Origin of the sequence: Microbulbifer sp. ALW1 (genome assembly GCF_009903625.1) — a bacterium.
Lineage (GTDB): Bacteria > Pseudomonadota > Gammaproteobacteria > Pseudomonadales > Cellvibrionaceae > Microbulbifer.
Genome location: NZ_CP047569.1, coordinates 2,465,458 through 2,486,389, shown reverse-complemented (window position 1 = coordinate 2,486,389; position 20,932 = coordinate 2,465,458). Strand labels below are relative to the sequence as shown.

The 20,932-nt window shown below is 58.6% G+C and carries 19 protein-coding genes; 4 read left to right on the top strand and 15 right to left on the bottom strand.

All coding sequences use genetic code 11. The annotated features are described in order from the left end of the window. Positions 1-30: 30 nt before the first annotated feature. On the bottom strand, positions 31-936 hold the full coding sequence (gene cysM / locus GRX76_RS10310; RefSeq protein WP_160154921.1) for a cysteine synthase CysM: 906 nt from the start codon (positions 934-936) through the stop codon (positions 31-33). A 309-nt stretch (positions 937-1,245) separates the two neighbouring features. On the opposite strand from cysM, the gene GRX76_RS10305 reads away from it, so the two are divergent. Then, positions 1,246-4,041: a response regulator gene (locus GRX76_RS10305; protein ID WP_236250318.1), complete on the top strand. Its 2,796-nt coding sequence runs from the start codon at positions 1,246-1,248 to the stop codon at positions 4,039-4,041. A 67-nt stretch (positions 4,042-4,108) separates the two neighbouring features. Here GRX76_RS10305 and recO read toward each other — a convergent pair whose 3' ends face one another. From recO to GRX76_RS10270, 7 genes are all read right to left on the bottom strand, one after another. Next, positions 4,109-4,936: a DNA repair protein RecO gene (recO, locus tag GRX76_RS10300; protein ID WP_236250317.1), complete on the bottom strand. Its 828-nt coding sequence runs from the start codon at positions 4,934-4,936 to the stop codon at positions 4,109-4,111. Positions 4,937-4,951: 15 nt separating this feature from the next. After that, a complete protein-coding gene (gene era, locus GRX76_RS10295; protein ID WP_236250316.1) occupies positions 4,952-5,896 on the bottom strand; it encodes a GTPase Era in 945 nt (314 codons plus the stop codon). Positions 5,897-6,012: 116 nt separating this feature from the next. Further along, positions 6,013-6,693 carry a ribonuclease III gene (gene rnc, locus GRX76_RS10290; RefSeq protein WP_160153226.1) on the bottom strand — a complete coding sequence of 227 codons (681 nt, stop codon included), beginning with the start codon at positions 6,691-6,693 and terminating at the stop codon, positions 6,013-6,015. A 68-nt stretch (positions 6,694-6,761) separates the two neighbouring features. Continuing rightward, complete coding sequence (locus tag GRX76_RS10285; protein WP_160153225.1) at positions 6,762-7,211, bottom strand: DUF4845 domain-containing protein; 450 nt, start codon at positions 7,209-7,211, stop codon at positions 6,762-6,764. A gap of 130 nt (positions 7,212-7,341) precedes the next feature. Next, positions 7,342-8,121, bottom strand: a complete 780-nt coding sequence (gene lepB / locus GRX76_RS10280; protein ID WP_160153224.1) for a signal peptidase I — start codon at positions 8,119-8,121, stop codon at positions 7,342-7,344. Positions 8,122-8,218: 97 nt separating this feature from the next. Continuing rightward, positions 8,219-10,024, bottom strand: coding sequence for a translation elongation factor 4 (lepA, locus tag GRX76_RS10275; protein WP_160153223.1), 1,806 nt, complete (start codon positions 10,022-10,024; stop codon positions 8,219-8,221). A 180-nt stretch (positions 10,025-10,204) separates the two neighbouring features. Then, positions 10,205-11,608: a DegQ family serine endoprotease gene (locus GRX76_RS10270; RefSeq protein ID WP_160154917.1), complete on the bottom strand. Its 1,404-nt coding sequence runs from the start codon at positions 11,606-11,608 to the stop codon at positions 10,205-10,207. 209 nt (positions 11,609-11,817) lie between these two features. Here GRX76_RS10270 and mpaA point away from each other — a divergent pair, with 209 nt between their 5' ends. Further along, positions 11,818-12,585: a murein tripeptide amidase MpaA gene (gene mpaA, locus GRX76_RS10265; RefSeq protein WP_160153222.1), complete on the top strand. Its 768-nt coding sequence runs from the start codon at positions 11,818-11,820 to the stop codon at positions 12,583-12,585. A gap of 27 nt (positions 12,586-12,612) precedes the next feature. Here mpaA and ycjG read toward each other — a convergent pair whose 3' ends face one another. The 5 genes from ycjG to rpoE all read right to left on the bottom strand — a co-directional run bounded on the left by ycjG (position 12,613) and on the right by rpoE (position 17,064). Continuing rightward, a complete protein-coding gene (ycjG, locus tag GRX76_RS10260; RefSeq protein WP_160153221.1) occupies positions 12,613-13,560 on the bottom strand; it encodes an L-Ala-D/L-Glu epimerase in 948 nt (315 codons plus the stop codon). A 214-nt stretch (positions 13,561-13,774) separates the two neighbouring features. After that, positions 13,775-14,248 carry a SoxR reducing system RseC family protein gene (locus GRX76_RS10255; protein ID WP_160153220.1) on the bottom strand — a complete coding sequence of 158 codons (474 nt, stop codon included), beginning with the start codon at positions 14,246-14,248 and terminating at the stop codon, positions 13,775-13,777. Positions 14,249-14,282: 34 nt separating this feature from the next. Continuing rightward, positions 14,283-15,371: a MucB/RseB C-terminal domain-containing protein gene (locus tag GRX76_RS10250; RefSeq protein WP_160153219.1), complete on the bottom strand. Its 1,089-nt coding sequence runs from the start codon at positions 15,369-15,371 to the stop codon at positions 14,283-14,285. A gap of 137 nt (positions 15,372-15,508) precedes the next feature. After that, the gene (locus tag GRX76_RS10245; RefSeq protein ID WP_160153218.1) at positions 15,509-16,207 is read right to left on the bottom strand and encodes a sigma-E factor negative regulatory protein; all 699 of its coding nucleotides are present in this window, start codon (positions 16,205-16,207) and stop codon (positions 15,509-15,511) included. A 242-nt stretch (positions 16,208-16,449) separates the two neighbouring features. Then, positions 16,450-17,064 (bottom strand): RNA polymerase sigma factor RpoE, encoded by a 615-nt coding sequence (rpoE, locus tag GRX76_RS10240; protein ID WP_160153217.1) that lies wholly within the window; start codon positions 17,062-17,064, stop codon positions 16,450-16,452. Positions 17,065-17,277: 213 nt separating this feature from the next. Between rpoE and nadB the strand changes: the two genes are divergently transcribed. Beyond that, positions 17,278-18,927 (top strand): L-aspartate oxidase, encoded by a 1,650-nt coding sequence (nadB, locus tag GRX76_RS10235; protein ID WP_370463956.1) that lies wholly within the window; start codon positions 17,278-17,280, stop codon positions 18,925-18,927. On the opposite strand, the gene GRX76_RS10230 is transcribed toward nadB, so the two are convergent. Both GRX76_RS10230 and GRX76_RS10225 read right to left on the bottom strand, forming a co-directional pair. Beyond that, on the bottom strand, positions 18,924-19,508 hold the full coding sequence (locus GRX76_RS10230; RefSeq protein ID WP_160153216.1) for a protein YgfX: 585 nt from the start codon (positions 19,506-19,508) through the stop codon (positions 18,924-18,926). The two genes, nadB and GRX76_RS10230, sit on opposite strands and share 4 nt — an antisense overlap. Continuing rightward, positions 19,483-19,728: a succinate dehydrogenase assembly factor 2 gene (locus tag GRX76_RS10225; protein ID WP_160153215.1), complete on the bottom strand. Its 246-nt coding sequence runs from the start codon at positions 19,726-19,728 to the stop codon at positions 19,483-19,485. The genes GRX76_RS10230 and GRX76_RS10225 overlap by 26 nt, the downstream gene beginning before the upstream one ends. 133 nt (positions 19,729-19,861) lie before the next feature. Between GRX76_RS10225 and GRX76_RS10220 the strand changes: the two genes are divergently transcribed. Further along, positions 19,862-20,932: a folate-binding protein YgfZ gene (locus GRX76_RS10220; RefSeq protein ID WP_160153214.1), complete on the top strand. Its 1,071-nt coding sequence runs from the start codon at positions 19,862-19,864 to the stop codon at positions 20,930-20,932.

Sequence of the window (20,932 nt, the reverse complement as noted above, 5' to 3'; positions counted from 1 at the left end):
ACGCAGATGAACACCTTTTTAACAACCTGTTTATTTTGCTTCTGCATCAAACAGACCGGATGACAGGTAACGGTCACCCCGGTCACAGATAATCGCCACAATGGTGGCATTCTCCACTTCCGCGGAAATTTTCAACGCACCTGCCACAGCGCCGCCAGAGGAAACGCCACAGAAAATTCCCTCTTCCCGTGCCAGCCGGCGGGTCATTGACTCCGCTTCTTGCTGGCTGATGTCCATCACCCGGTCCACTTCTTCCGGAACAAATATTTTCGGCAGATACGCCTGGGGCCAGCGACGGATTCCAGGAATGGCCGAGCCCTCAGTGGGCTGCAGACCAATAATTTCAATATTCGGGTTCTGCTGCTTCAGGTAACGGCCACACCCCATGATGGTGCCGGTCGTCCCCATGGAAGACACGAAATGGGTGATCTGACCTCCGGTCTGCCGCCATATTTCCGGGCCGGTGGTTTCAATATGTGCACTGGGGTTGTCGAGATTGGAGAACTGATCCAGCACCAGCCCCTCACCATCCGCCTGCATTTGTAATGCCAGATCCCGCGCCCCTTCCATGCCCTGCTCCGGGGTGACCAGTATCAGCTCAGCGCCGTAGGCCGCCATCGCCGCCTTGCGCTCTTCAGTGGCGCTGGCCGGCATAATCAAAATCAATCGGTACCCCTTGATGGCCGCCGCCATGGCGAGGGCAATACCGGTATTGCCACTGGTCGCCTCGATCAGGGTATCGCCCGGCTTTATCTCCCCGCGGGATTCGGCGCGGCTGATCATTGAAAGTGCCGGACGATCCTTCACCGAGCCGGCAGGGTTATTCCCTTCCAGCTTGAGCAGGATGGTGTTGGAGCTATCCCCCTGAAGACGCTGCAAGCGCACTAGCGGCGTATTGCCAATGCATTCGGCAATCGTTGGGTATTCCATAGTCAACTTCTGATCCATGCGGATATGCGGGCGCACATTCTACCCCCCTGCCGCCGCGGCTGCGAATTCGCCTTGGCGGTCACCAGCATAAATACCATGAATCCCCGCTAATTTGGGGTGGCTTCTGTGGCTGGCAGGGGTAGAATTGGACAAAAATAACACAACCACTTTGCTGCCATGGCTCAATTCCCGTATTCAGACTCGGACTCAGCGGCGACCGAAGCATCGCCAGCCGACAATCAACGGCGTCAGCGGGCGGATTACCGCACTGGCGCACGCGGCCCATCGTCGCGACGCTATTCCTTACGGGCAATTTTGTTTCGCTACACCATGGCGCCCGCCCTGGTCCTCGCACTACTGCTGTCCTTGCTGTTTACCCTGCAGCAGATGAGCGATCGACGTGACCTTTTGCTCAGCCACGGTCACGCCAGTGCCGAGCAACTGGTCGAACTGATCCACCTCAGTGACGACTACTCCTTTGAGGACCGAATCCAGTGGCTCGACAAGAGCCTGATGGCGTTGATGCTGGAACGCGACATGATCCGCTCCGTGCAGTTGTACCGCGCCGACCGCAACGATGCCGGAGAGGAAGAGTTCAAGCTGATTTCCAGTGTGGGGCCGCGCCCGCGCACGCAATTTGCCGCCGCCGAACTGCGTGGCAAGCGAGCCCATATCTACGAAGACCTGAACAGCCTGCAGGTGTTACACCCCCTGCGGGGCGAGGGCACCAATTGCTGGCTGACCATTGAGCTGCACCGGCCCTACTTCCTGGTCGGCACTTATCAGGTAGCGCTCATAGGCCTGCTCGGTCTGATCGTCTGCACCCTGATTGCCCTGGTGTGGGCAGCGATACTGGCTGAACGCGCCTCGCGCAGTCTCGATCGTTTCAAGGAATCGCTGCGCGCCATTGGCCAGGGCAAGTTTTCCACGCGCACCGCCAGCTCCCGCAATCTCGAACTGTCGCAACTGGCGGAAGAGATCAACCTGATGGCGGGCAACCTGAACGAATACCATCGGGACTACCAGGAAAGCCTGCACCAATCCATGGAAGACCTGCGCCAATCCCTGGACGCCATGGAAGAACAGAACATCGAACTGGAGCTTGCGCGCAAAAAGGCGCTGGAAAACAGCCGGGTAAAATCCACTTTCCTCGCCAATACCAGTCACGAAATCCGCACGCCCCTGAACGGTATCATCGGCTTTACCAACCTGTTGCTGAAGACCGAAACCGACCAGTTGCAACAGGATTACCTGCAAACCATCCTGCGCTCCTCCGAAAGCCTGCTGACCACGATTAACGATATCCTGGATTTCTCCCGTATCGAGTCCGGCAATCTGGTACTGGATCACAGCCCCATGAACCTGGGCCAAGTAGTCGAAGAAACCCTGCAGATTCTCGCCCCCTACGGCTATGAAAATGACCTGGAGCTGGTGCCTTTTGTGGATCCACAACTGCCGCCCTCCCAGATCGGTGACCCGCTGCGCATCAAACAGATTCTGACCAACCTGGTGAGCACCGCAATCCGCTGCTCGGAAAACGGCAGTATTCCGGTACGGATAACGGTGCAGAGCGGCAAGGAATCCGAGCTGATGGTGCGCATCAGCATTGTCGACAACGGCGCGCGCTGTGATGAACAGGGCCGTCGGGAGCTCCGGCAATATCTCAGCGGCAGCGCGCAGCAACACCAGATGGGCAGTAACGGTATCGGCATGGGCCTGAGCATCGCCCGCAGTCTGGTGCAGTCCATGGGCGGCGAATTGGGGGTTGAAGATAACCCGCAGGGCGGCAGCAGCTACTGGGTACAGCTGCCACTGACCATCGACCGCAATCGAATCGCCGTTACCCGGGAGCAGTTCCCGGGTTGCCGGTTGCTGCTGGTCGACCCCAATCCCATGACCCGCCAGCAGATTTACCAGCAACTCACCCACTGGCAGGCGGAACCACTTGAACACAGCGACGGCAAAACACTGGTGCCGGCGATCGAACAGATGTGGCGTCACGATGCGGTGCCCGATGCCATCATCATCGACACCGCAATTGCCGAGGGTAATTTTGATACCTTCATTGCCACTGTTCAGCAATTGGTGGATACCTACCAGTCCAGAATCATCATTCAAGGCTCCCCGGTCGACCTGCGCCGTTGCTACGATGCCTTGCGTACCCGCGTGCTGGCGTTCCTCGGTAAACCCGTCAGCCGCGAGGGTTTGCAGCGCGCCCTCAAGCGGGCAGTTCCGCACCAGGCCCAGTCGCGCCCACAAACCGGTTCTTTCCCCCCCCTCCCCTGGCCGGCAAAACCGCGGGTGCTGGCGGTGGACGACTACGAACCCAACCGCTTGCTCATGCGCGAGCTATTGCGCACGCAGAATATCGAGGCAATTGTCGCCAGCAGCGGTGAAGAAGCGCTGCGCCTGTGGCGAGAACAACACTTCGACATGATTTTCATGGATATCCAGATGCCGGAAATGGACGGCATCACCACAACCGGAAAGATCCGTGAAGAAGAAAGTGGCAAACGCACCCCGATTATTGCCCTTACCGCCCATGTGGGTACCGAAGAAAAATCCCGTTTGCTCAGTGCAGGCCTCGATGACTACCTCAGCAAACCGGTCAGTGAAGATCAGCTGGCACACACGGTAAAACGCTGGATGGAAGTGCAGGCTGGCGCCGAGCCGGAGCAACTCAGCACTGTGATAGAGCCCCGGCTGGTCGACATTAGCGAGAGCCTGAACCTGGCCAATCAGGACCCGGGGCTCGCCCGGGACCTGCTGCGTATGCTGCTTCAGGGGCTCTACGAAGACGAACAGGAACTGTCACGGCTTTACCGTGAGAATGACCACAAAGGCCTGTTTGAGCGCATTCACCGATTACATGGAGGCTGTTGCTATTGCGGCGTGCCACGCCTGCGATCCGCTACGGAGCACATGCAGGAATTGCTGCGCCCGCTGCAAGATCAAGCCGAGGTCGATATCGATGAAAACGCCTTTGAGCGCATTAAAAAAGAAATTCGCATCCTGCGGGACTGGGCCACCGAACAGGATCTGGACGCATTGTTCGGCCAGGAAAACCTGGATGGAGAAGCGAAAGAAAGCGCCCTGGATGCAGAGTTTTAAACTCGGCATATCCATTGCCTATGCACGCATTGCCGATGTACACATTACCTATGCACGCTCCGGCAGACTATTCCGGGGCGTATACCTGGCGAAACAGCTCCCGGCTCTTCAGCGGCCGACTGCCCAGTAGCGGCGCAAGCAACTGACGGGTGAGGCGCTTGGCCACAGAAAGCACCGCGGGCGCCCGCGCTTCTGCGGAATCTTCCGCAGTGCCTTCTGCATCCCCGGAGCCTGCTACATCCGTGGAGTCTGCTACAAATGTCTCGCGCTCCGCGGTGACCAGTCTCGCCAGCTGCAACAGGTCTTCACCGTAAAACTCCGCCACACGCAGCGTATGCCCAGCGGTGGCAAATACCGGCACAAACCCATCTTCCGGTGTCAGACGGTAACAGCGCCCGGGCTGTATAGCCGCATTTTCCAGCGAGCAAAAGTCCAGCTCGGGACAGTTGCCTAGCGCCTGTAAAAGGTTCAGCTCGAAGCGGCGCAGGGGTAACTCCAGAGCACTACTGTGTTCACCAGACAACTCGCCCAGCTCCACCAGCAGGCGCTGGTATGCCGCAAATACCGACACCAGGCTCTCCCCCTCCGGCAACAGCCGTACCAACAGCTCATTGGCGTAGAGCCCGGCGTAAACAGCGCGGCCTTTCAGCCACAGTGGTTGCCCAGCATTCTCCAGCGGCCCCAGTGTTTTCAGGTCGTGACGCCCCATCAGCGTGACCAGAAGTGGGGCAAAAGGCTGCAGAGCGCGCTGGCGCCGCTGCTTGTCGCGGCGGGCACCCTTGGCGATACACGCGATACGCCCGTAATCCGGTGTCAGTAGTTCCAGGATCAGGCTGGAATCCCGGAACGGGCGCGAGTGCAGGATATAAGCCGGTTGCGGGGGCAGCTGCTGCACGGTGAAATGGAGTGTTTACTGTTTGTCGACGTAACCGAGACTGCGCAGCGCACGCTCGTCATCGGACCAGCCAGACTTCACTTTCACCCAGAGGTTGAGCATGACCTTGCTGTCGAACAGGCGTTCCATATCGATACGCGCCTGCTGGCCAATCTGCTTGATACGCTCACCTTTGGTGCCGATAAGGATACGTTTCTGGCCGTTGCGCTCTACCAGAATAGCGGCACTGATGTGCAGCACTGTGCCCTCCTGTTTGAACTCTTCAACTTCAACGGTTACCGAGTAAGGCAACTCCGCCCCCAGCTGACGCATGACTTTTTCACGCACGATTTCTGCGGCGAGAAAACGCGAGCTGCGGTCGGTAATCTGGTCTTCGGCAAAAAAGTGTTCACCTTGCGGCAAACGCTCGATAATTACCTTTTCCAGGGAATCCAGGTTTGCTTCCCGCAGGGCGGATAGCGGCACAATTTCCGCATCGGGAAAACGCTCGGACAAGGCCTGCAATTGCGGGAAAAGGTCGCTTTTGTTTTCCAGCTGGTCCACCTTGTTGACCGCGATAATCAGCGGGCATTTGAGGCCGCGCAATTTTTGCGCTACCAGCTCATCGCCCTCGGTCCAGCGCGCGCGTTCCACCACAAACACCACCACATCCACATCCCTGGTGGAGCTGATGGCAGCCCGGTTCATATAGCGATTGATCGCTTTTTCCTCACCCGCGTGCAGTCCCGGGGTGTCCACGAAAATAATCTGGTTTTCGCCCTCGGTTTTGATGCCGAGCATATTGTGCCGGGTGGTTTGTGGCTTGCGGGACGTGATGCAGATCTTCTGCCCCAGAATATGGTTCAGCAGTGTTGACTTGCCCACGTTGGGACGTCCGACAATGGCCACATAACCACAGCGGGAGCCGGTAGAACCGGAGTTGGATGACGGACCAGCCGACACGTTGGATGTTTCGCTCAAGGGGATCTCCGAGTCAGGCGGCTTCCACCGCGCGCCAGACTCAGGCAGCTGCGGGGATTGCCACCCTTTGGGCAATTGATATTGATGCGGATTATAGGGTCAGGCCTGCTATACGGTCAGGCCTGTCCGGTCAGTCGAGCGTAGGCTTCGGTGGCCGCGGCCTTTTCCGCCGCGCGCCGGTTGCTGGCCGTACCCTGTACTGGCGCTTTGAGGCCCGCCACGCGGCACTCTACGACGAACTGCTGTGAGTGCTCCTCGCCGCCAATTTCCACCACCGTATACTCTGGCAGGGGCTTCTGTCGCGCCTGTAACCACTCCTGCAAGCGGGTTTTCGGGTCTTTGGCCGTTTCCAGGGACAAGTTCTGCAAGCGCGGCGCAAACCAACTCAATACGCGCTCACGCGCAGCCTCCAGGCCCGCATCCAGGTAGATAGCACCGATAATGGCTTCCACGGCATCGGCGAGAATGGAAGCGCGGCGGTGACCGCCGCTTTTCATTTCCCCTTCACCCAGGCGCAGGCACTCTCCCAGCTCCAGCTCCCGTGCCACTTTTGCCAAGGTTTCCCCGCTGACCAGTTGCGCACGCAGACGACTCATCTGTCCCTCGCGACCATCGGGGAACTTTTCAAACAGAGCGGCGCTGATGGTAAAACCGAGAATGGAGTCGCCGAGGAATTCCAGCCGCTCGTTGTTGCGGCTGCCGTGGGAGCGGTGGGTAAGCGCCAGGGTGAGTAGATCCGCCTGGGTAAATTGGTGTCCCAGGCGGTTACTGAGTCGCTGAAGTAAAAGGTCTGTCACCGGTTCTGCGTCGTCTTGGTCTACTAGATTTGGGGCTGCTAGGTTTTGGCCTATTCAGTCGCGTTCGCTCAATCTTCGCGGCGGAATTGCTCCAGGTCTACCAGCGGTTCGCAGCAGAGTTCTGGCTTGGCGGTATTGAGCTGTTTGTCGAACTTCATCACCACGTCCACATTCTGAAACAGTGGCTGGCGGAGTTCGTAGTTGATACTGACCAGGGTGCTGTCTGCACCGCGGATGATTTTTACGGCTTTTGTCGGCTCACCGCGCACATTGTTAATGCTGAAAAAGCGATCGAGCTCGCGCTTGATTTCGGTATTGCTCATCTCGCGGATACCGTCGTTCTCAGAGAGTGACTGCAGCCCCTCTTCCACAAAGTGCGCGTCGATATACGCTGGACCCAGTTTGGAAACAATAGTCAAACCGAAGCCGAATACGGCAATCACAAACAGCCAACCCCAGTAACTCATGCCGCGCTGAGCCGCTAGTGACTGCCCCTGTAAACCCTGTTTTAAAGCCATGATGTTGTACCGATTTATCGTTCTTGTTTTCAAGTAAGAATAGGACGGCCATCCGTGTATTTATGCTGCGAAAGCGGCACACCACATCCTGATCGGTGCACCTGATTCAATTGCGCCCTTTGAGGAGCGCTTATTCAATACCACCCACCCGATCGAAACTGGGCAGACTCAGTAGTTTGTCCCAATGCATCCAGATTGCAAAGGCTTTGCCCACAATGTCTTTCTCCGGCACGAAGCCCCACTCGCGGCTGTCCAGGCTGTTGTCCCGGTTGTCGCCCATCATAAAGTAGTGACCTTCCGGTACTGTCAGCGTGCGGATATTACCGTATCGGCTGGGCACTACCTGCTTGGCCATCAGATGGCGCTTGTCATCAATCTCTTCCCACAGGAACTCTTTTTGCGGATTACCCGGCGGCAGAGCCTGAATCAGTTCCTGAGGCGCCATTTCACCATTGATATACAGGGTGTTATTGACCACGCGGATCTCATCCCCAGGCAGGCCGATGACCCGTTTGATGTAGTAGGTCTCGTTCATATGCGGAGGGAAGAACACCATGACATCCCCCCGCTTCGGCTCACTGATATCCATAACCTTGGTGCGGGATACCGGCAAACGCAGGCCGTAGGCAAATTTATTCACCAGAATGAAGTCACCGACCTGCAGGGTTGGGTCCATTGAGGCCGACGGAATCTGGAAGGGCTCCACCAGGAAAGAGCGCAGTACGAAAACGATCGCCAGAACCGGAAAAAATGACTTGGCATATTCAACCAGTACCGGCTCCGGCGGGCGCTGCCCACTGCTGGCCGCCTGGGCCTTACGGCCGCGGGACAGAAACAGCACATCAAACAGCCAGATAACCCCTGTTGCCACAACCAGCAACAGCAGAATTAGGGGGAAGTTGATATCCATTCAAAAATCTCTTTTTCCAACTTTTTATCTGCGCTTGTTAATCGGCGCTTGCTAAATGCCCGACCGGCAGGACCGGACAACGGCTAACTACTCAGCCTCAACTGTCTACCTTGAGTACCGCCAGGAAAGCATCCTGAGGCACTTCCACACGACCGAGCTGTTTCATACGGCGCTTACCGGCCTTCTGCTTTTCAAGCAGCTTTTTCTTCCGGGTCACGTCACCACCATAACATTTGGCGGTTACGTTCTTGCGCAATGCTTTCACGGTAGTACGGGCAACGACCTGACCGCCGATAGCCGCCTGAATGGCAACATCAAACATCTGTCGTGGAATCAGCTCTTTCATTTTCTCTGCCAGCGCGCGACCGCGCTGCTGGGCGTTGTCCCTATGCAGAATCACCGCCAGGGCATCAACCCGCTCGCCGTTGATGAGAATATCAAGGCGCACCAGTTTTGCCGGGTCGAAGCGCACAAAGTTGTAATCCAGGGAGGCAAAGCCACGGCTGACAGACTTGAGGCGGTCGAAGAAGTCCATCACCACTTCACTCATGGGCAGTTCGTAGCGCAGGGACACCTGACCACCCACATACTGCATATCTTTCTGGATACCGCGCTTTTCCACGCATAGGGTGATGACGTTACCCAGGTAATCCTGGGGTACCAGGATATTGGCCTCAACAATCGGCTCGCGCATTTCCTCGATCATGCCCAGGTCGGGCATCCGCGACGGGTTGTCCATATTCATGACATCGCCGTTGCTGAGCTGAACCTCGTACACCACCGTCGGTGCCGTGGTAATCAGGTCCAGGTCATATTCCCGTTCCAGGCGCTCCTGGATGATTTCCATATGCAGCATGCCGAGGAAACCACAGCGGAAACCGAAGCCGAGGGCGTCAGAGGTTTCCGGTTCATAGAACAGGGAGGCATCGTTCAACGAGAGCTTGTCCAGCGCATCGCGAAACGCTTCGTAGTCGTCCGAACTCACCGGGAAAAGACCGGCGTAGACCTGCGGCTTCACTTTCTGGAAGCCCGGCAGCATCGTCACCTCTTCCGCACCCTTGGCGTGGGTCAGGGTATCACCGACCGGCGCACCGTGAATGTCTTTGATACCGGCTACCACAAAGCCCACTTCACCAGCCCTAAGTACACCGGTTTCTTTACGCTTGGGGGTAAACACACCCACGCTGTCCACCACATGGGCGCGACCGATGGACTTGGTGACGATCTTGTCTTTGCTACGCAGGGTGCCCTGCACCACGCGCACCAGCGACACCACCCCCAGATAGCTGTCGAACCAAGAGTCAATGATCAGGGCCTGTAGTGGCGCTTCGACATCGCCGGTGGGCGGCGGCACCAGGCGGACCAGATCTTCCAGTACGTCTTCCACGCCGAGGCCCGATTTGGCACTGCAGCGGGTCGCTTCGGTGGCATCGATACCGATAATATCTTCGATCTCTTCCGCCACCTTCTCAGGCTCTGCCTGGGGCAGGTCCATCTTGTTCAGTACCGGGATTACTTCCAGCCCCTGCTCGATGGCGGTGTAACAGTTGGCAACCGACTGCGCTTCTACACCCTGGGCAGCGTCCACTACCAGCAGCGCGCCCTCACAGGCGGCCAGTGAGCGGGAAACCTCGTAGGAAAAGTCCACGTGCCCGGGCGTGTCAATAAAGTTCAGCTGGTAGGTTTTGCCGTCGCGGGCAGTGTAGTCCAGCGTCACGCTCTGGGCTTTGATGGTGATCCCCCGCTCGCGCTCGATGTCCATGCTGTCGAGCACCTGGGCAGCCATTTCACGGTCGGAGAGGCCGCCACAAACCTGGATAAAGCGATCCGCGAGGGTCGATTTCCCGTGGTCAATATGGGCGATGATGGAAAAGTTGCGGATATGGGAGAGATCAGTGGCCACTGCGAGGGTAAAACCTTTTAAAAATCAGTGAGTTAATGGGCGGACCGGGCCGCGCTGTGGGCGCAAGTCTAACAGGTTGCAGGAAAAGTGCATCCAGTCAGCGCCAAGCCCCGATCAATCAAGGGCTGCGGTCGGTTGCGGGCCGGGCCTCAAGGGCCCGACCCGCTCCCATCAACGGGTTTAATCCTCGTCGATCTGAATCGTGCGGAAGGTGGGCTGGCCGCCGCGGAAGAAGCGAATCGGCAACAGTTCACCTTTGGGCAGTTTTTTGACGATTTTCTCGTAATCGCCGAGAGACTCGACCCCATCAAAACCCAGCTGGGCAATGATATCGCCACTGCGCAGGCCCGCATTGGCCCCGGCTTTACCCGGCACCACCTGCTTGACCAGCACACCGCTGTCGACGCCAAGGCGCTGCTTCAGGCCATCGGGGATATCATCCACCACCAGCCCCAGGCGGCCACCCACATCCGTGGATGCGGGTGCACTGGCCTGCTGCTGACCGTCATCGTCCCCGGGCAGTGCACCAACGCGCACTTTCAGTTTGCGCTCCTTGCCCTCACGCATCAGCTGAACCGGCACTTCGGTTCCCGGACGGGTCTGGCCAACTACGTGCGGCAGGTCGCCGGAAGTCATGATCTTCTGCCCATCAAAGCGCATGATGATGTCACCCACTTGGATACCAGCCTGGGATGCCGGAGAGCCCCCTTCCAACTGGCCTACCAGAGCGCCCGCCGGCTTACCCAGCCCCATTGCAGTGGCGAGCTTGCGATCTACATCCTGAATACCGACGCCCAACCAACCGCGGTCCACGCGGCCTTTTTCTTTCAGCTGGGCCACCACATCCTGCGCCAGGCTGGCGGGAATCGCGAACGACAGACCAATGGAACCGCCACTGCGGGTGTAAATCTGGGAGTTGATACCCACGACCTCACCATCCAGGTTGAACAGTGGACCGCCGGAGTTACCCGGGTTGATCGCCACATCCGTCTGGATGAACGGCACATAATTTTCACGGCTTTCATTGGGAATACTGCGCCCCATGGCACTGACAATACCGGCGCTGGCGGAGTAATCGAGCCCGAACGGGGAGCCGATAGCCACCACCCATTCACCCACTTTGATTCTCTCCGAATCCCCCCAACGCACCGTGGGCAGATCATCGGCATCCACTTTGAGCAGTGCCAAATCTGAGCGGGGGTCGGTGCCGATCACTTTGGCCTCGTACTCCCGACGGTCGGTCAGCGTAACCCGTACTTCATCGGCCCCATCCACCACATGGTTGTTGGTGACTACATAGCCATCATTAGAAATGATAAAGCCGGAACCCATACTGGCTACCGGGCGCTGCTGGCGCTGGCGCGGCTCCAGCAGGTGACGAAAGATATCCGGAATCTCCTGCTGATACTGGGGTGGAACCCCGCTACTGGCAGCCCGACTGCGCTCCACAGTGTTGATTTTCACCACCGCGGGGGAGTTCTGTTCGATCAGATCGGTCAGTTCCGGCAAGCCACCGCGGGCGTTGGCCGCCATTGAGACCAGCAGGCAAAGCGCAAGGAAAAACTGCGTACTGCGTACAACCATATTCATTACCCCTGATAAGGTCTTCTACTAATATGCCAAAAAGTGCGTTCTGAAATGCGGCCTGTGCGGTTATCACTCAGTGTTATCCAAGCAGGCCTATTTATCTGGCCTAGTGGCTGGGCAGGTCCAGCCGACCAGTAACACATTGTTAGTTGAAGATTTCGCGAGAAAGTTCTCACAACCCAGTGTAAAACAGTGTTAAGGACTCTATGACAGAATCCAGTCGCCGGCCCGAGCAGCCAGCCCAAGCAGGCGCCAGAAATGGCAGCGGCACGCTTTTGCGACCCCGCACACAACGCGGCCTGTTCCATACACCGCGATTACAGTACGGCCAGTCCGTACTGGGCGCCCCGCTGTTTTATTTTCCCGCTGAGGTCCGTGATGCACATACCGGCATTGTCATGGCCGGTACCCACGGTGATGAAGTCGCCGCAGTGGTCACCCTCTCCTGCGCCCTGCGCTCCCTGGAGGCCGGCCAGCTGCGCCACCATGTGATACTGGCGGTCAACCCGGACGGCTGCCAACTTGGGGTTCGTTCCAATGCCCACGGCGTGGACCTCAATCGCAACTTTGCCACCATCAACTGGAAATCAGGCGGGACCGAATACCGCTGGAACAGCGCCGCCGAAAGCCGCGACGTTTATCTCTCGAGCGGTGAGCGCCCCGGGTCAGAACCGGAAACCCAGGCCCTGTGCCGCCTGATTAAAGAGCTGGAACCCCAGTGGATGGTCTCCATCCACGAGCCGCTGGCCTGTGTGGAAGACCCATTACAGAGCCCACTTGGCCACTGGCTGGCGGAGCGCATGGAGCTGCCTCTGGTAACAGACCTCGGTTATCAAACCCCCGGTTCTTTCGGTACTTGGTGTGCAGAGCAGCAATACCCATGCATAACCCTGGAATACCCGCCCATCTCTGCTGATATGGCCTCCGAGGAGTACCTGGCAGTGATGACGGAATTACTTTGCTACACCCCCTGATATACCCCTTTGATACCGCTGATGCGCTCAAGTCCAGTAGACACGCCCCTCTGCAAAACGCAGCGGGTCCACATCTTTCGCGAGCCAGGTAGGCCCATCGAGATCCACAAACCGCACCTGGCTACCCAGTGGCCAGGCCGCCCGCACAGCACGGGACGTGCACAACATACACCCCAACATCAGCTGAAACCCCTGCTCCCTGGCCGCCTCAGCCAATGCCATGGCCTCGCGAATCCCGCCAGTTTTATCCAGCTTGATATTCACCATGTCATAGAGGCCCCGCAGCCGCGGCAGATCCGCCCGTGTATGACAACTTTCGTCGGCGCAGATGGGTAAAGGGTGGGAGAAATTCGCCAGCGAGGCATCCTCCCCTACCGGCAATGGCTGTTCCAGCATCGCCACCCCGGAATCCGCCAGTGACTGGCACAATTCCGGCAACCCCTCTGCCGACCAGGCTTCATTGGCATCAATCACCAGCTGGCAATCTGGCGCCGCCGCACGCACCCCAGCCACTCGCTCCAGCACCCGATGCTGATCCAGCTTCAACTTGAGCACGGTGACGCCAGACTCCGCTGCCTTTCGCGCCGACTCCGCCATCGCCCGTGGCTCTGCGACCACCAGAGTCTGCACCGTCGGTAACCAGGCGGGCTCACCGCCCTGCGCACCCCGCCTTTTTTCCTCCCAATTTGCCAGAGCACAATCAACCGCATTGCGCGCGGCACCGGCCGGCATTACCTCCTGCAATTGCTCCCGGGTCATCCCCTTGCGCAGGGAAGGCAGCACGGTGCCGATCTCCGCAAGAACCGATTCCACACTCTCACCATAACGGGGATACGGGGTGCACTCACCGATACCGGTTACCCCTTCTGCGGCGACTTCCACTACCACCACCCGCGCTTCTGTTCTCGTCCCCCGGGAGATCACAAAAGCCGTCCGGAGCGGCCAGCTCTCGGTATAGCAGCGCCCTTCAAACATCCCTGCTCTCCTTATTGAAATTCTTTCACACAGGGAACAGCCCGCCCGTCTTTCAAGGCAAACCCTGTCTAGAAAATTAGTGTAGAAACTTATCACGGCAATACGCCGGAAATTCGCTGCAAAGAAAGCAACAAACAATCGGGGTAAAAAAGATGCGCCAGGTAATTAAAAGGGCCGCTGCCCGCAGGAATGGAGGAGTGCGCCGGAGGAGTAACTAAGGCGCTGGCGTTACGACAACGGCACAGGGAGCCACACTCTCACAGCGCAAAAATTGCGGCGCCATTGAGGGGTTGCGGCGGTTGAGGTGACTGTATATACGAATAGCCAGGGCACCAGTGGCGAGCCCACCGAGGGCACCGGCAATCGCCCACAACTCACTACCCAGCCACTGGCCGCCGAGCGCGCCAATCACCAGAGTAATCAAAGGCAACAGGTAAACCACCAGGGCAGTTGTAGCCAGGGTATTTTCAGCAATGCCAATCACTACAGTATCGTGCAACGCCAACGACTTCAGGGATTCAGGAGTCACGTCAACGCGTACCTGCGAAGCTTTTGCCCAAAAGTCGCCCAACAGACCCGTGCCGCAGCCAGACTTGGCGGCACAGCCATTGCAACCACTGCGCTGAACCGTTTCAACCCAGATGGCCTCACCCTCGAGGGCTACAATTCTGCCGCGCTCTTCAATCATTTGTCGCCTTGCCTAAACCAGAAACGGGGCCCGATCAGTTCTTCGTGGTAACCGAATTGGCCACCATCTGGGCAGTTTTGTCGGGAATTTCCCCTACCACAGTAATGGTATAGCGCTCATTGTTCACTTCAATATGGTCCATATAGGCCACGGTCGCACCGCGCACCGCGCGCCCCCGGTAATTCATATTTGGACCCAACGCCTGCACAAATACGGTAAACGCGCTGAGTCCGTCACTGAACACCAGCATTTCCCCGTCGGCCAGCTCCTGAGTCGCAACGGCTTTGAATCCCGTTGGCACCCACTCAAGACGCCAGCGACTTACCAGGGTGCCACAATGGCCGCCACCCTCGGACTCCCGGGCATCGGCGGACTGGGGCTGCAGGTCACTGTCCTGAATGGGAGCAAGATCCAGCTCGACAAACTGGAAACGCTCCAATACCCGGCCACCGGGGGTGACCAGCATGGATTTCAACGGCAATCCGGATTCTTTATCGACACTGATCACCATGCCGAACCGGTGCACATCCCGCGGGCGCACTTCCATTACCACCGCGTCCCGATCAGCCACCCGCTCTTCGCCGCGCATCAGGAAATGGTAAATATTCTGGACATTCTGCTGCCCCATGGCACTCCACAGACCGGCCCGAGAGAGCGGGCTACCATCCCGGCGACACTGGGCATCTTGCCCGCGGCTGATCAACTCTCTTGGCGCACCAGTCAAATAACGCACCCGCTCTACCTGCTCGCCATTGCGGATCGCGTGCACCACCTCCAGAGTCTCCATCACTCCGACGTGCTCAAAGGTAACCAGGCCCCGGTACTCTCGGTTGGTCACGGCATCGGCCAGCTTCGCCAGCCAGGTGTGCGCCTCATCGCTGGTCGGCACATCGGCCTGCAGCCGTGGTGAGGGTATGGGTTGCAGGCTACCAGTGCCAGCGGCAGTGTCCGGCACCGACTGGGCCGGCCCTGCGCCACCGCCATCAACACCTTGTGTACTTTTCGCACTGTCCGCTGCTTCTCCCTGCGCGTAAACCTGGGGAGCGAGCGGTGCCGCCAACAGCAAAAAAGCCAACAGCGAGCTGTTGGCTTTGGGGGCGGAAAAACAAAAATATTTCGCCATGATCATTCTTTATTGGGCTTGGTTTCTAGTAACTCAGGTGGTCCCAGGGTCCGTAACCGGCACCAACCACCCCACCACGGGAGATCTGGCGGGGGCTGGCGCAAGAGCCGGGCTTCGCCCCGGCTCACTTGCCGAAGTTATTCCTCCGGGCGATCACCGTAGGTGGCACGAGCGAAAGGTACCATACCCTGGCTACCCACCCGGGCAGCCTGCTCGGAATGCTCGATCATGACCCGGTTGAGATGACGCATCAACTCCGGAGACGGCACCATCTGCACTTGGGGTGAAGGGCCAACACCGGCACGGGGCTCAGGCACAAACTGTGGTGCGGTACTTACCGCGCGTGTATTGAGTGTCGGCACGGCAAAACCGCTGGGCTGAGGCACCGACTGCACTGGCTGCTGTGCCGGGCGCTCCACTTCGGCTACCAGTTCATCACCCGGCTGCGGCGCCTGCATCTGCTGTACGCCCAGTACCGCCGCAAAAGCCACGGTCGCAGCCACTGCTCCGCGGGACAAGGGTTTCCACCAGCGACTGCGGGATTGACCGTCATTGGCTGCTTCGGGATCAGCGGTTTGCGTCAACGGCGGTTCATCCGCGATAGCCGCGGAGATGCTCGCCGCCAGCCCCAGATCCACCGGCGCCACCTGTTCACCACGCATCACGCTGGCGGCCAGCTGATAACGCGACCAACGCTGGCTCAATTCACCCGCGGATGCGCCACCAGAGGCATCACTTTCTTTAAGCAGGCGCTGAATTTCGAGCTCGGGAGCCTCGCCATCCATCAACGCAGATAGCGACTCATTCAAACGCTGCTGATGATTCCCGTGTGACATACGGGTCAACCCTCTTTCAGTGCAATCGATTGGAGCCCAAGAGGCCCCTGTTTGTTGCTAGTTAAGACCGGCGTTCGCCGGAAAAGTTTTACCGAGCAGGCAAATTTTGTGTGAATTCATCGAATATTTCGCCTGTCGTCCCGGTCACGGGGCTGCGCTAGACCAGCAACCCCCTATCTGTCCTTTCGTTAAAACAAAACCGACTAAAGATTAGACAATTTTGCCCTTAGGCCGACAGAGCCTCAGCCGCGCCCATCCACAGGCTCTGGCTCACCGGCCATCACAGCCTGCACCGCACGGTCAATCGACTCCCGGGCGCGGAAGATGCGCGAGCGTACCGTGCCCACGGGGCAACCCATCACTTCCGCAATTTCTTCGTAGCTGAGCCCTTCCATTTCCCGCAGGGTCACCGCCGAGCGCAGGTCTTCCGGCAGCTCGCGGATAGCCCGGTGCACCGTGGCCTCCAGCTGATCCCGGAACAGTTGGTTTTCAGGAGTTTCGTTGTCCCGCAGCAGATCGGCGCCGGAGTAGTACTCGGCATCCTCGAGGTCCACATCCGAAGACGGCGGACGCCGGCTGCGCGACACCAGGTAATTCTTGGCGGTATTGATGGCGATGCGGTACATCCACGTATAAAAGGCGCTCTCCCCACGGAAATTGCCCAGCGCCCGGTAGGCCTTGATAAAGGCCTCCTGCACCACATCGTGCACTTCTGCATGGTCGTTGATATAGCGGCTGACCACGGCCATGATCTTGTGCTGGTACTTCAGCACCAGAAGATCAAACGCGCGCTTGTCCCCTTTTTGAACCCGCTCTACCAGCTGGCGATCACTTGGTGACGCCTGTTGCCCTGTCATCCCCTACTCCCAACCGCGATTCCGCGGCAATGGCGCCCGGAATTCAGGATTATTCTGTTGTGTCCAAGACACCCAAATTTGGTCATAAGTTCCTGACAAATCGGTAATTTTTGAAGATGGCGTATACTACGCGCCCCTCAACAGTAATAAAACTCTATGAGCAAAGAGGCGAAGGCACAACTGGCAGCCTTGAGCAACTCCATGAATAAGCCTATGAATAACTACGACGTCCTCGTTATTGGCAGTGGCGCCGCAGGCCTGACACTGGCACTGCACCTCGCAGCCCGCCACCGTGTAGCCCTGCTGTCGAAACAGCGCCTGCAGGACGGCTCCACCTGGTTCGCCCAGGGTGGCATCGCCGGCGTACTGGATGAAACTGACTCGGTAGACGCCCACATAGCGGATACATTAGATGCAGGGGCCGGTCTCTGCCACCCGGACGCAGTGCGTTTTACCGTGGAGAACAGCCGCGACGCCATTCAATGGCTGATCCACCAGGGCGTGGAGTTCACTCGCGAAGACGATGGCGAATACCACCTCACCAAAGAAGGGGGCCACAGTCACCGCCGCATCATCCACAGTGCGGACGCCACTGGTCGTGCGGTGCACAGCACCCTGATCGAGCGGGTGCGCAATACCCCCAACATCGACTGCTTCGAGCACCATATCGCCCTGGACCTGATCCGCCAGCCCGACGCAAAAACCGGCCGCTTCCGCTGCGCCGGCTGCTACGTCTACAACAAAGACACGGAGGAAGTCGAAGTCTTCCAGGGCCGCGCGGTGGTGCTGGCGACTGGCGGTGCGGCCAAAGCCTACCTCTATACCAGCAACCCGGACGGGGCCAGTGGTGACGGTATTGCCATGGCCTGGCGCGCCGGTTGCCGGGTGGCAAATATGGAATTCAACCAGTTCCACCCCACCTGCCTGTACCACCCCAAAGCCAAATCCATGCTGATCACCGAGGCGCTACGGGGCGAAGGTGCGACCCTCAAGTTGCCCAGCGGCGAACGGTTTATGGAGCGGTTCGATAAACGTGGAGAGCTGGCGCCCCGGGACATCGTCGCACGCGCCATCGACCACGAAATGAAACGCCTGGGTGCCGACTGCGTCTACCTCGACATTTCGCACAAAGACCCAGCGTTCGTGCGTGAGCACTTCCCCACGGTGTACAAAAAGTGCCTGGAATACGGTATCGACATCACCAAAGAGGCCATTCCGGTGGTCCCTGCGGCCCACTACACCTGTGGCGGCGTGATGGTGGACCAGCACGGCCGCAGCGACCTGGATCAGCTTTACGCCATTGGCGAGACCACCTTTACCGGCCTGCACGGCGCCAATCGCCTGGCCAGTAACTCGCTGCTGGAATGCGTGGTTTACGCGCGCTCTGCGGCACTGCATATCGACAGCACCCTCGACACCATTGCCCCGCCGCGGCCAGCCCTGGCTTGGGACGCCTCGCGGGTAACCGATTCCGACGAAGATGTGGTGATCTCCCACAACTGGGATGAACTGCGACGTTTTATGTGGGACTTTGTAGGTATCGTGCGCACGCGCAAGCGCCTGTTGCGCGCCGAGCACCGGGTGCGACTGTTACAGCAGGAAATTCTGGAGTTTTACGCCAATTACAAGATCACCAGCGATTTGATCGAGCTGCGCAATCTGGCGGTCGTTTCCGAGCTGATCATCCGCTCGGCCCTGGACCGGCGGGAAAGCCGCGGCCTGCACTACTCCCTGGATTACCCGGGCTTGCGGGAGCTGGCCATGGATACGATCCTGGTACCGGAGAATTTTGCCGATCAGCGACACTTTGTCAGCACCAGCGTCAGCACTTCCGGGATCGACTCAGGCGAGCAACGGACCTAAACCGAACGGGAAAAGGCCGAACGCGAAAAGCGCAGTGCCACCAGCAGCCGACGCCAGTCGTCGACGCTAGCGGCATCTCTTGCCAACACCAGGCGCAGCCTGCGCCCTTCCAGATCGCGGCCGTTGATCACAATCAGCCACCGCCAGAGCGTCAGCTCTCCGCAAAAATTGAACTCTCGCCTGGCACCCCCTTTCACCTGCCAGTACCAGCGTCTATCCGAGGTGGACAAACGCCCCACCGAACCCGACAGGCGGCGCCATTCAAACAGGCTGTAACCGATGATGACCAGCGCCATCAGCAATACCGCAGCCCAGGGCAAACGGGAGAGCAGCAGCAACAGCAACGACTGCACCGCAATCAATGAAAGGACGATCTTCAGGCTGCGGGAGGGCGCAATGTCGCACACCAGCCTGGCGTTGCGCTCTGGGCGGGCACCGGGACCGACGCGCGAACGGGACTGGGGGCGGATCCCCCCACGGGGAATGGGTTCCAGCTCCGCGCCAAGCGGGTCAGAGCCAGATTGATCGGGGGAAGACTGCCCCGAAGACGCGATTTCAGTCCTGGAGACCGGTGTTGTCACGGATGATCTGCACGATGTGTTTCAGTTCCGGATCTTCCGGGTCTTCGCGGCGCAGGAACCAGGCAAACAGGTCCTGATCCTGCTCATCCAGCAACCGGATATAGCGTTGTTGATCTTCCGGGCTCAGCGTTTCGTAGACATTATCCAGAAACGGCAGCAAAACCAGGTCCAGCTCCAACATACCGCGGCGGCTGGCCCAAAACAGGCGGTTGCGATCCATACTTCTTTCTCAAAACCAAGTTGCGAATTGGGCGCAGTATAGCGGTAGTTGAAATCCCGCCGCAAAACCCCAGATAACAGAACTTACAATACCCTCTTAAAAACACCCATCGGACCCAGGTAGCGAGCAGAGCATGGATCAACAGCAGTGGCAGGATTTTCTCAGCAGTCGTGGGGCCCGCTGGGTTGACGGTGCGGCCCACTTTAGTCAAGACAGCGACAGCACTTCCGGCACCGATATACAGCTCATCGACCTGAGTCCCCTCGGCGCCATCGCCGTTACCGGGCCTGACAGCCAGAAGTTCCTCCAGGGGCAGCTTACCTGCGACCTGGTTAAGCTACCCGATGAACACCTCACCCTCGGCAGCCACTGCAACCCCAAGGGGCGCATGATCAGTGCTTTCCACGCGCTGAAAATTGACCAGAGTCAGTTCGTACTGCTGATGCCCCGCGACCTGGTCGCCTCAGCCCTGGCCGCTCTGAAAAAGTACGCCGTATTTTTCAAAACAGAGCTCACCGATGTGAGCGATATACAGCGCTGGTTCGGCCTCAGTGGCCGCGATATCGGCACTGCCGCCTCACACCTGCTGTGCCTGTCGAACAGCAGCGACACCGACCTGATTCCGGGCCAACTGCGCGGCTTCGACCACAACGGGCACCCTGCCCTGGCGGCCATGCTCAACGAGCGCTGCGTGGCGATCCAGGTACCCTGTGAACAGGCCGCAGATCTGTGGCAAAAACTGGAGGGCAACAACGCCCGGCCCGGAGACTACAGCCACTGGCAACAGCAGCTGATCGAAGCAGGTATACCGCAAGTACATCAGAGCAGTAGCGAAATGTTTATCCCGCAGATGCTGAACCTGCACCTGCTGGGCGGCGTCAACTTCAAAAAGGGCTGTTACACCGGTCAGGAAGTGGTGGCCCGCATGCAATACCTGGGCGCCGCCAAGCGCCGCATGTACCGGGCAAAAATCGATAAGGGCGACATACCGCAAGCGGGCGCGGAAATATTCACTCCCGCCGGCGGCTCCAGCGTGGGCAATCTGGTACAGGCCTGCGACACCGGAGACGAAATAGAACTGCTGGCCGTGCTGACCAAAAGCAAGGTAGCCGATGGTGAGAGCCTGCAGCTTTCCGATGGGCGCGTTCTGGAGCTGTTGGAGCTGCCCTATGATGCGGATGCCGATCCTCTGGCGAGCGATTGA

What these genes read in the sequence shown, in the direction of transcription:
- GRX76_RS10220 (WP_160153214.1), top strand. Translation starts at nt 19,862, where the DNA reads ATGGATCAACAGCAGTGGCAGGATTTTCTCAGCAGTCGTGGGGCCCGC.
- GRX76_RS10255 (WP_160153220.1), bottom strand. Translation starts at nt 14,248, where the DNA reads ATGATTGAAGAGCGCGGCAGAATTGTAGCCCTCGAGGGTGAGGCCATC.
- lepB (WP_160153224.1), bottom strand. Translation starts at nt 8,121, where the DNA reads ATGGATATCAACTTCCCCCTAATTCTGCTGTTGCTGGTTGTGGCAACA.
- GRX76_RS10270 (WP_160154917.1), bottom strand. Translation starts at nt 11,608, where the DNA reads ATGGTTGTACGCAGTACGCAGTTTTTCCTTGCGCTTTGCCTGCTGGTC.
- GRX76_RS10245 (WP_160153218.1), bottom strand. Translation starts at nt 16,207, where the DNA reads ATGTCACACGGGAATCATCAGCAGCGTTTGAATGAGTCGCTATCTGCG.
- GRX76_RS10225 (WP_160153215.1), bottom strand. Translation starts at nt 19,728, where the DNA reads ATGGATCGCAACCGCCTGTTTTGGGCCAGCCGCCGCGGTATGTTGGAG.
- rpoE (WP_160153217.1), bottom strand. Translation starts at nt 17,064, where the DNA reads ATGACAGGGCAACAGGCGTCACCAAGTGATCGCCAGCTGGTAGAGCGG.
- ycjG (WP_160153221.1), bottom strand. Translation starts at nt 13,560, where the DNA reads ATGTTTGAAGGGCGCTGCTATACCGAGAGCTGGCCGCTCCGGACGGCT.
- nadB (WP_370463956.1), top strand. Translation starts at nt 17,278, where the DNA reads ATGAATAACTACGACGTCCTCGTTATTGGCAGTGGCGCCGCAGGCCTG.
- mpaA (WP_160153222.1), top strand. Translation starts at nt 11,818, where the DNA reads ATGACAGAATCCAGTCGCCGGCCCGAGCAGCCAGCCCAAGCAGGCGCC.
- GRX76_RS10285 (WP_160153225.1), bottom strand. Translation starts at nt 7,211, where the DNA reads ATGGCTTTAAAACAGGGTTTACAGGGGCAGTCACTAGCGGCTCAGCGC.
- GRX76_RS10250 (WP_160153219.1), bottom strand. Translation starts at nt 15,371, where the DNA reads ATGGCGAAATATTTTTGTTTTTCCGCCCCCAAAGCCAACAGCTCGCTG.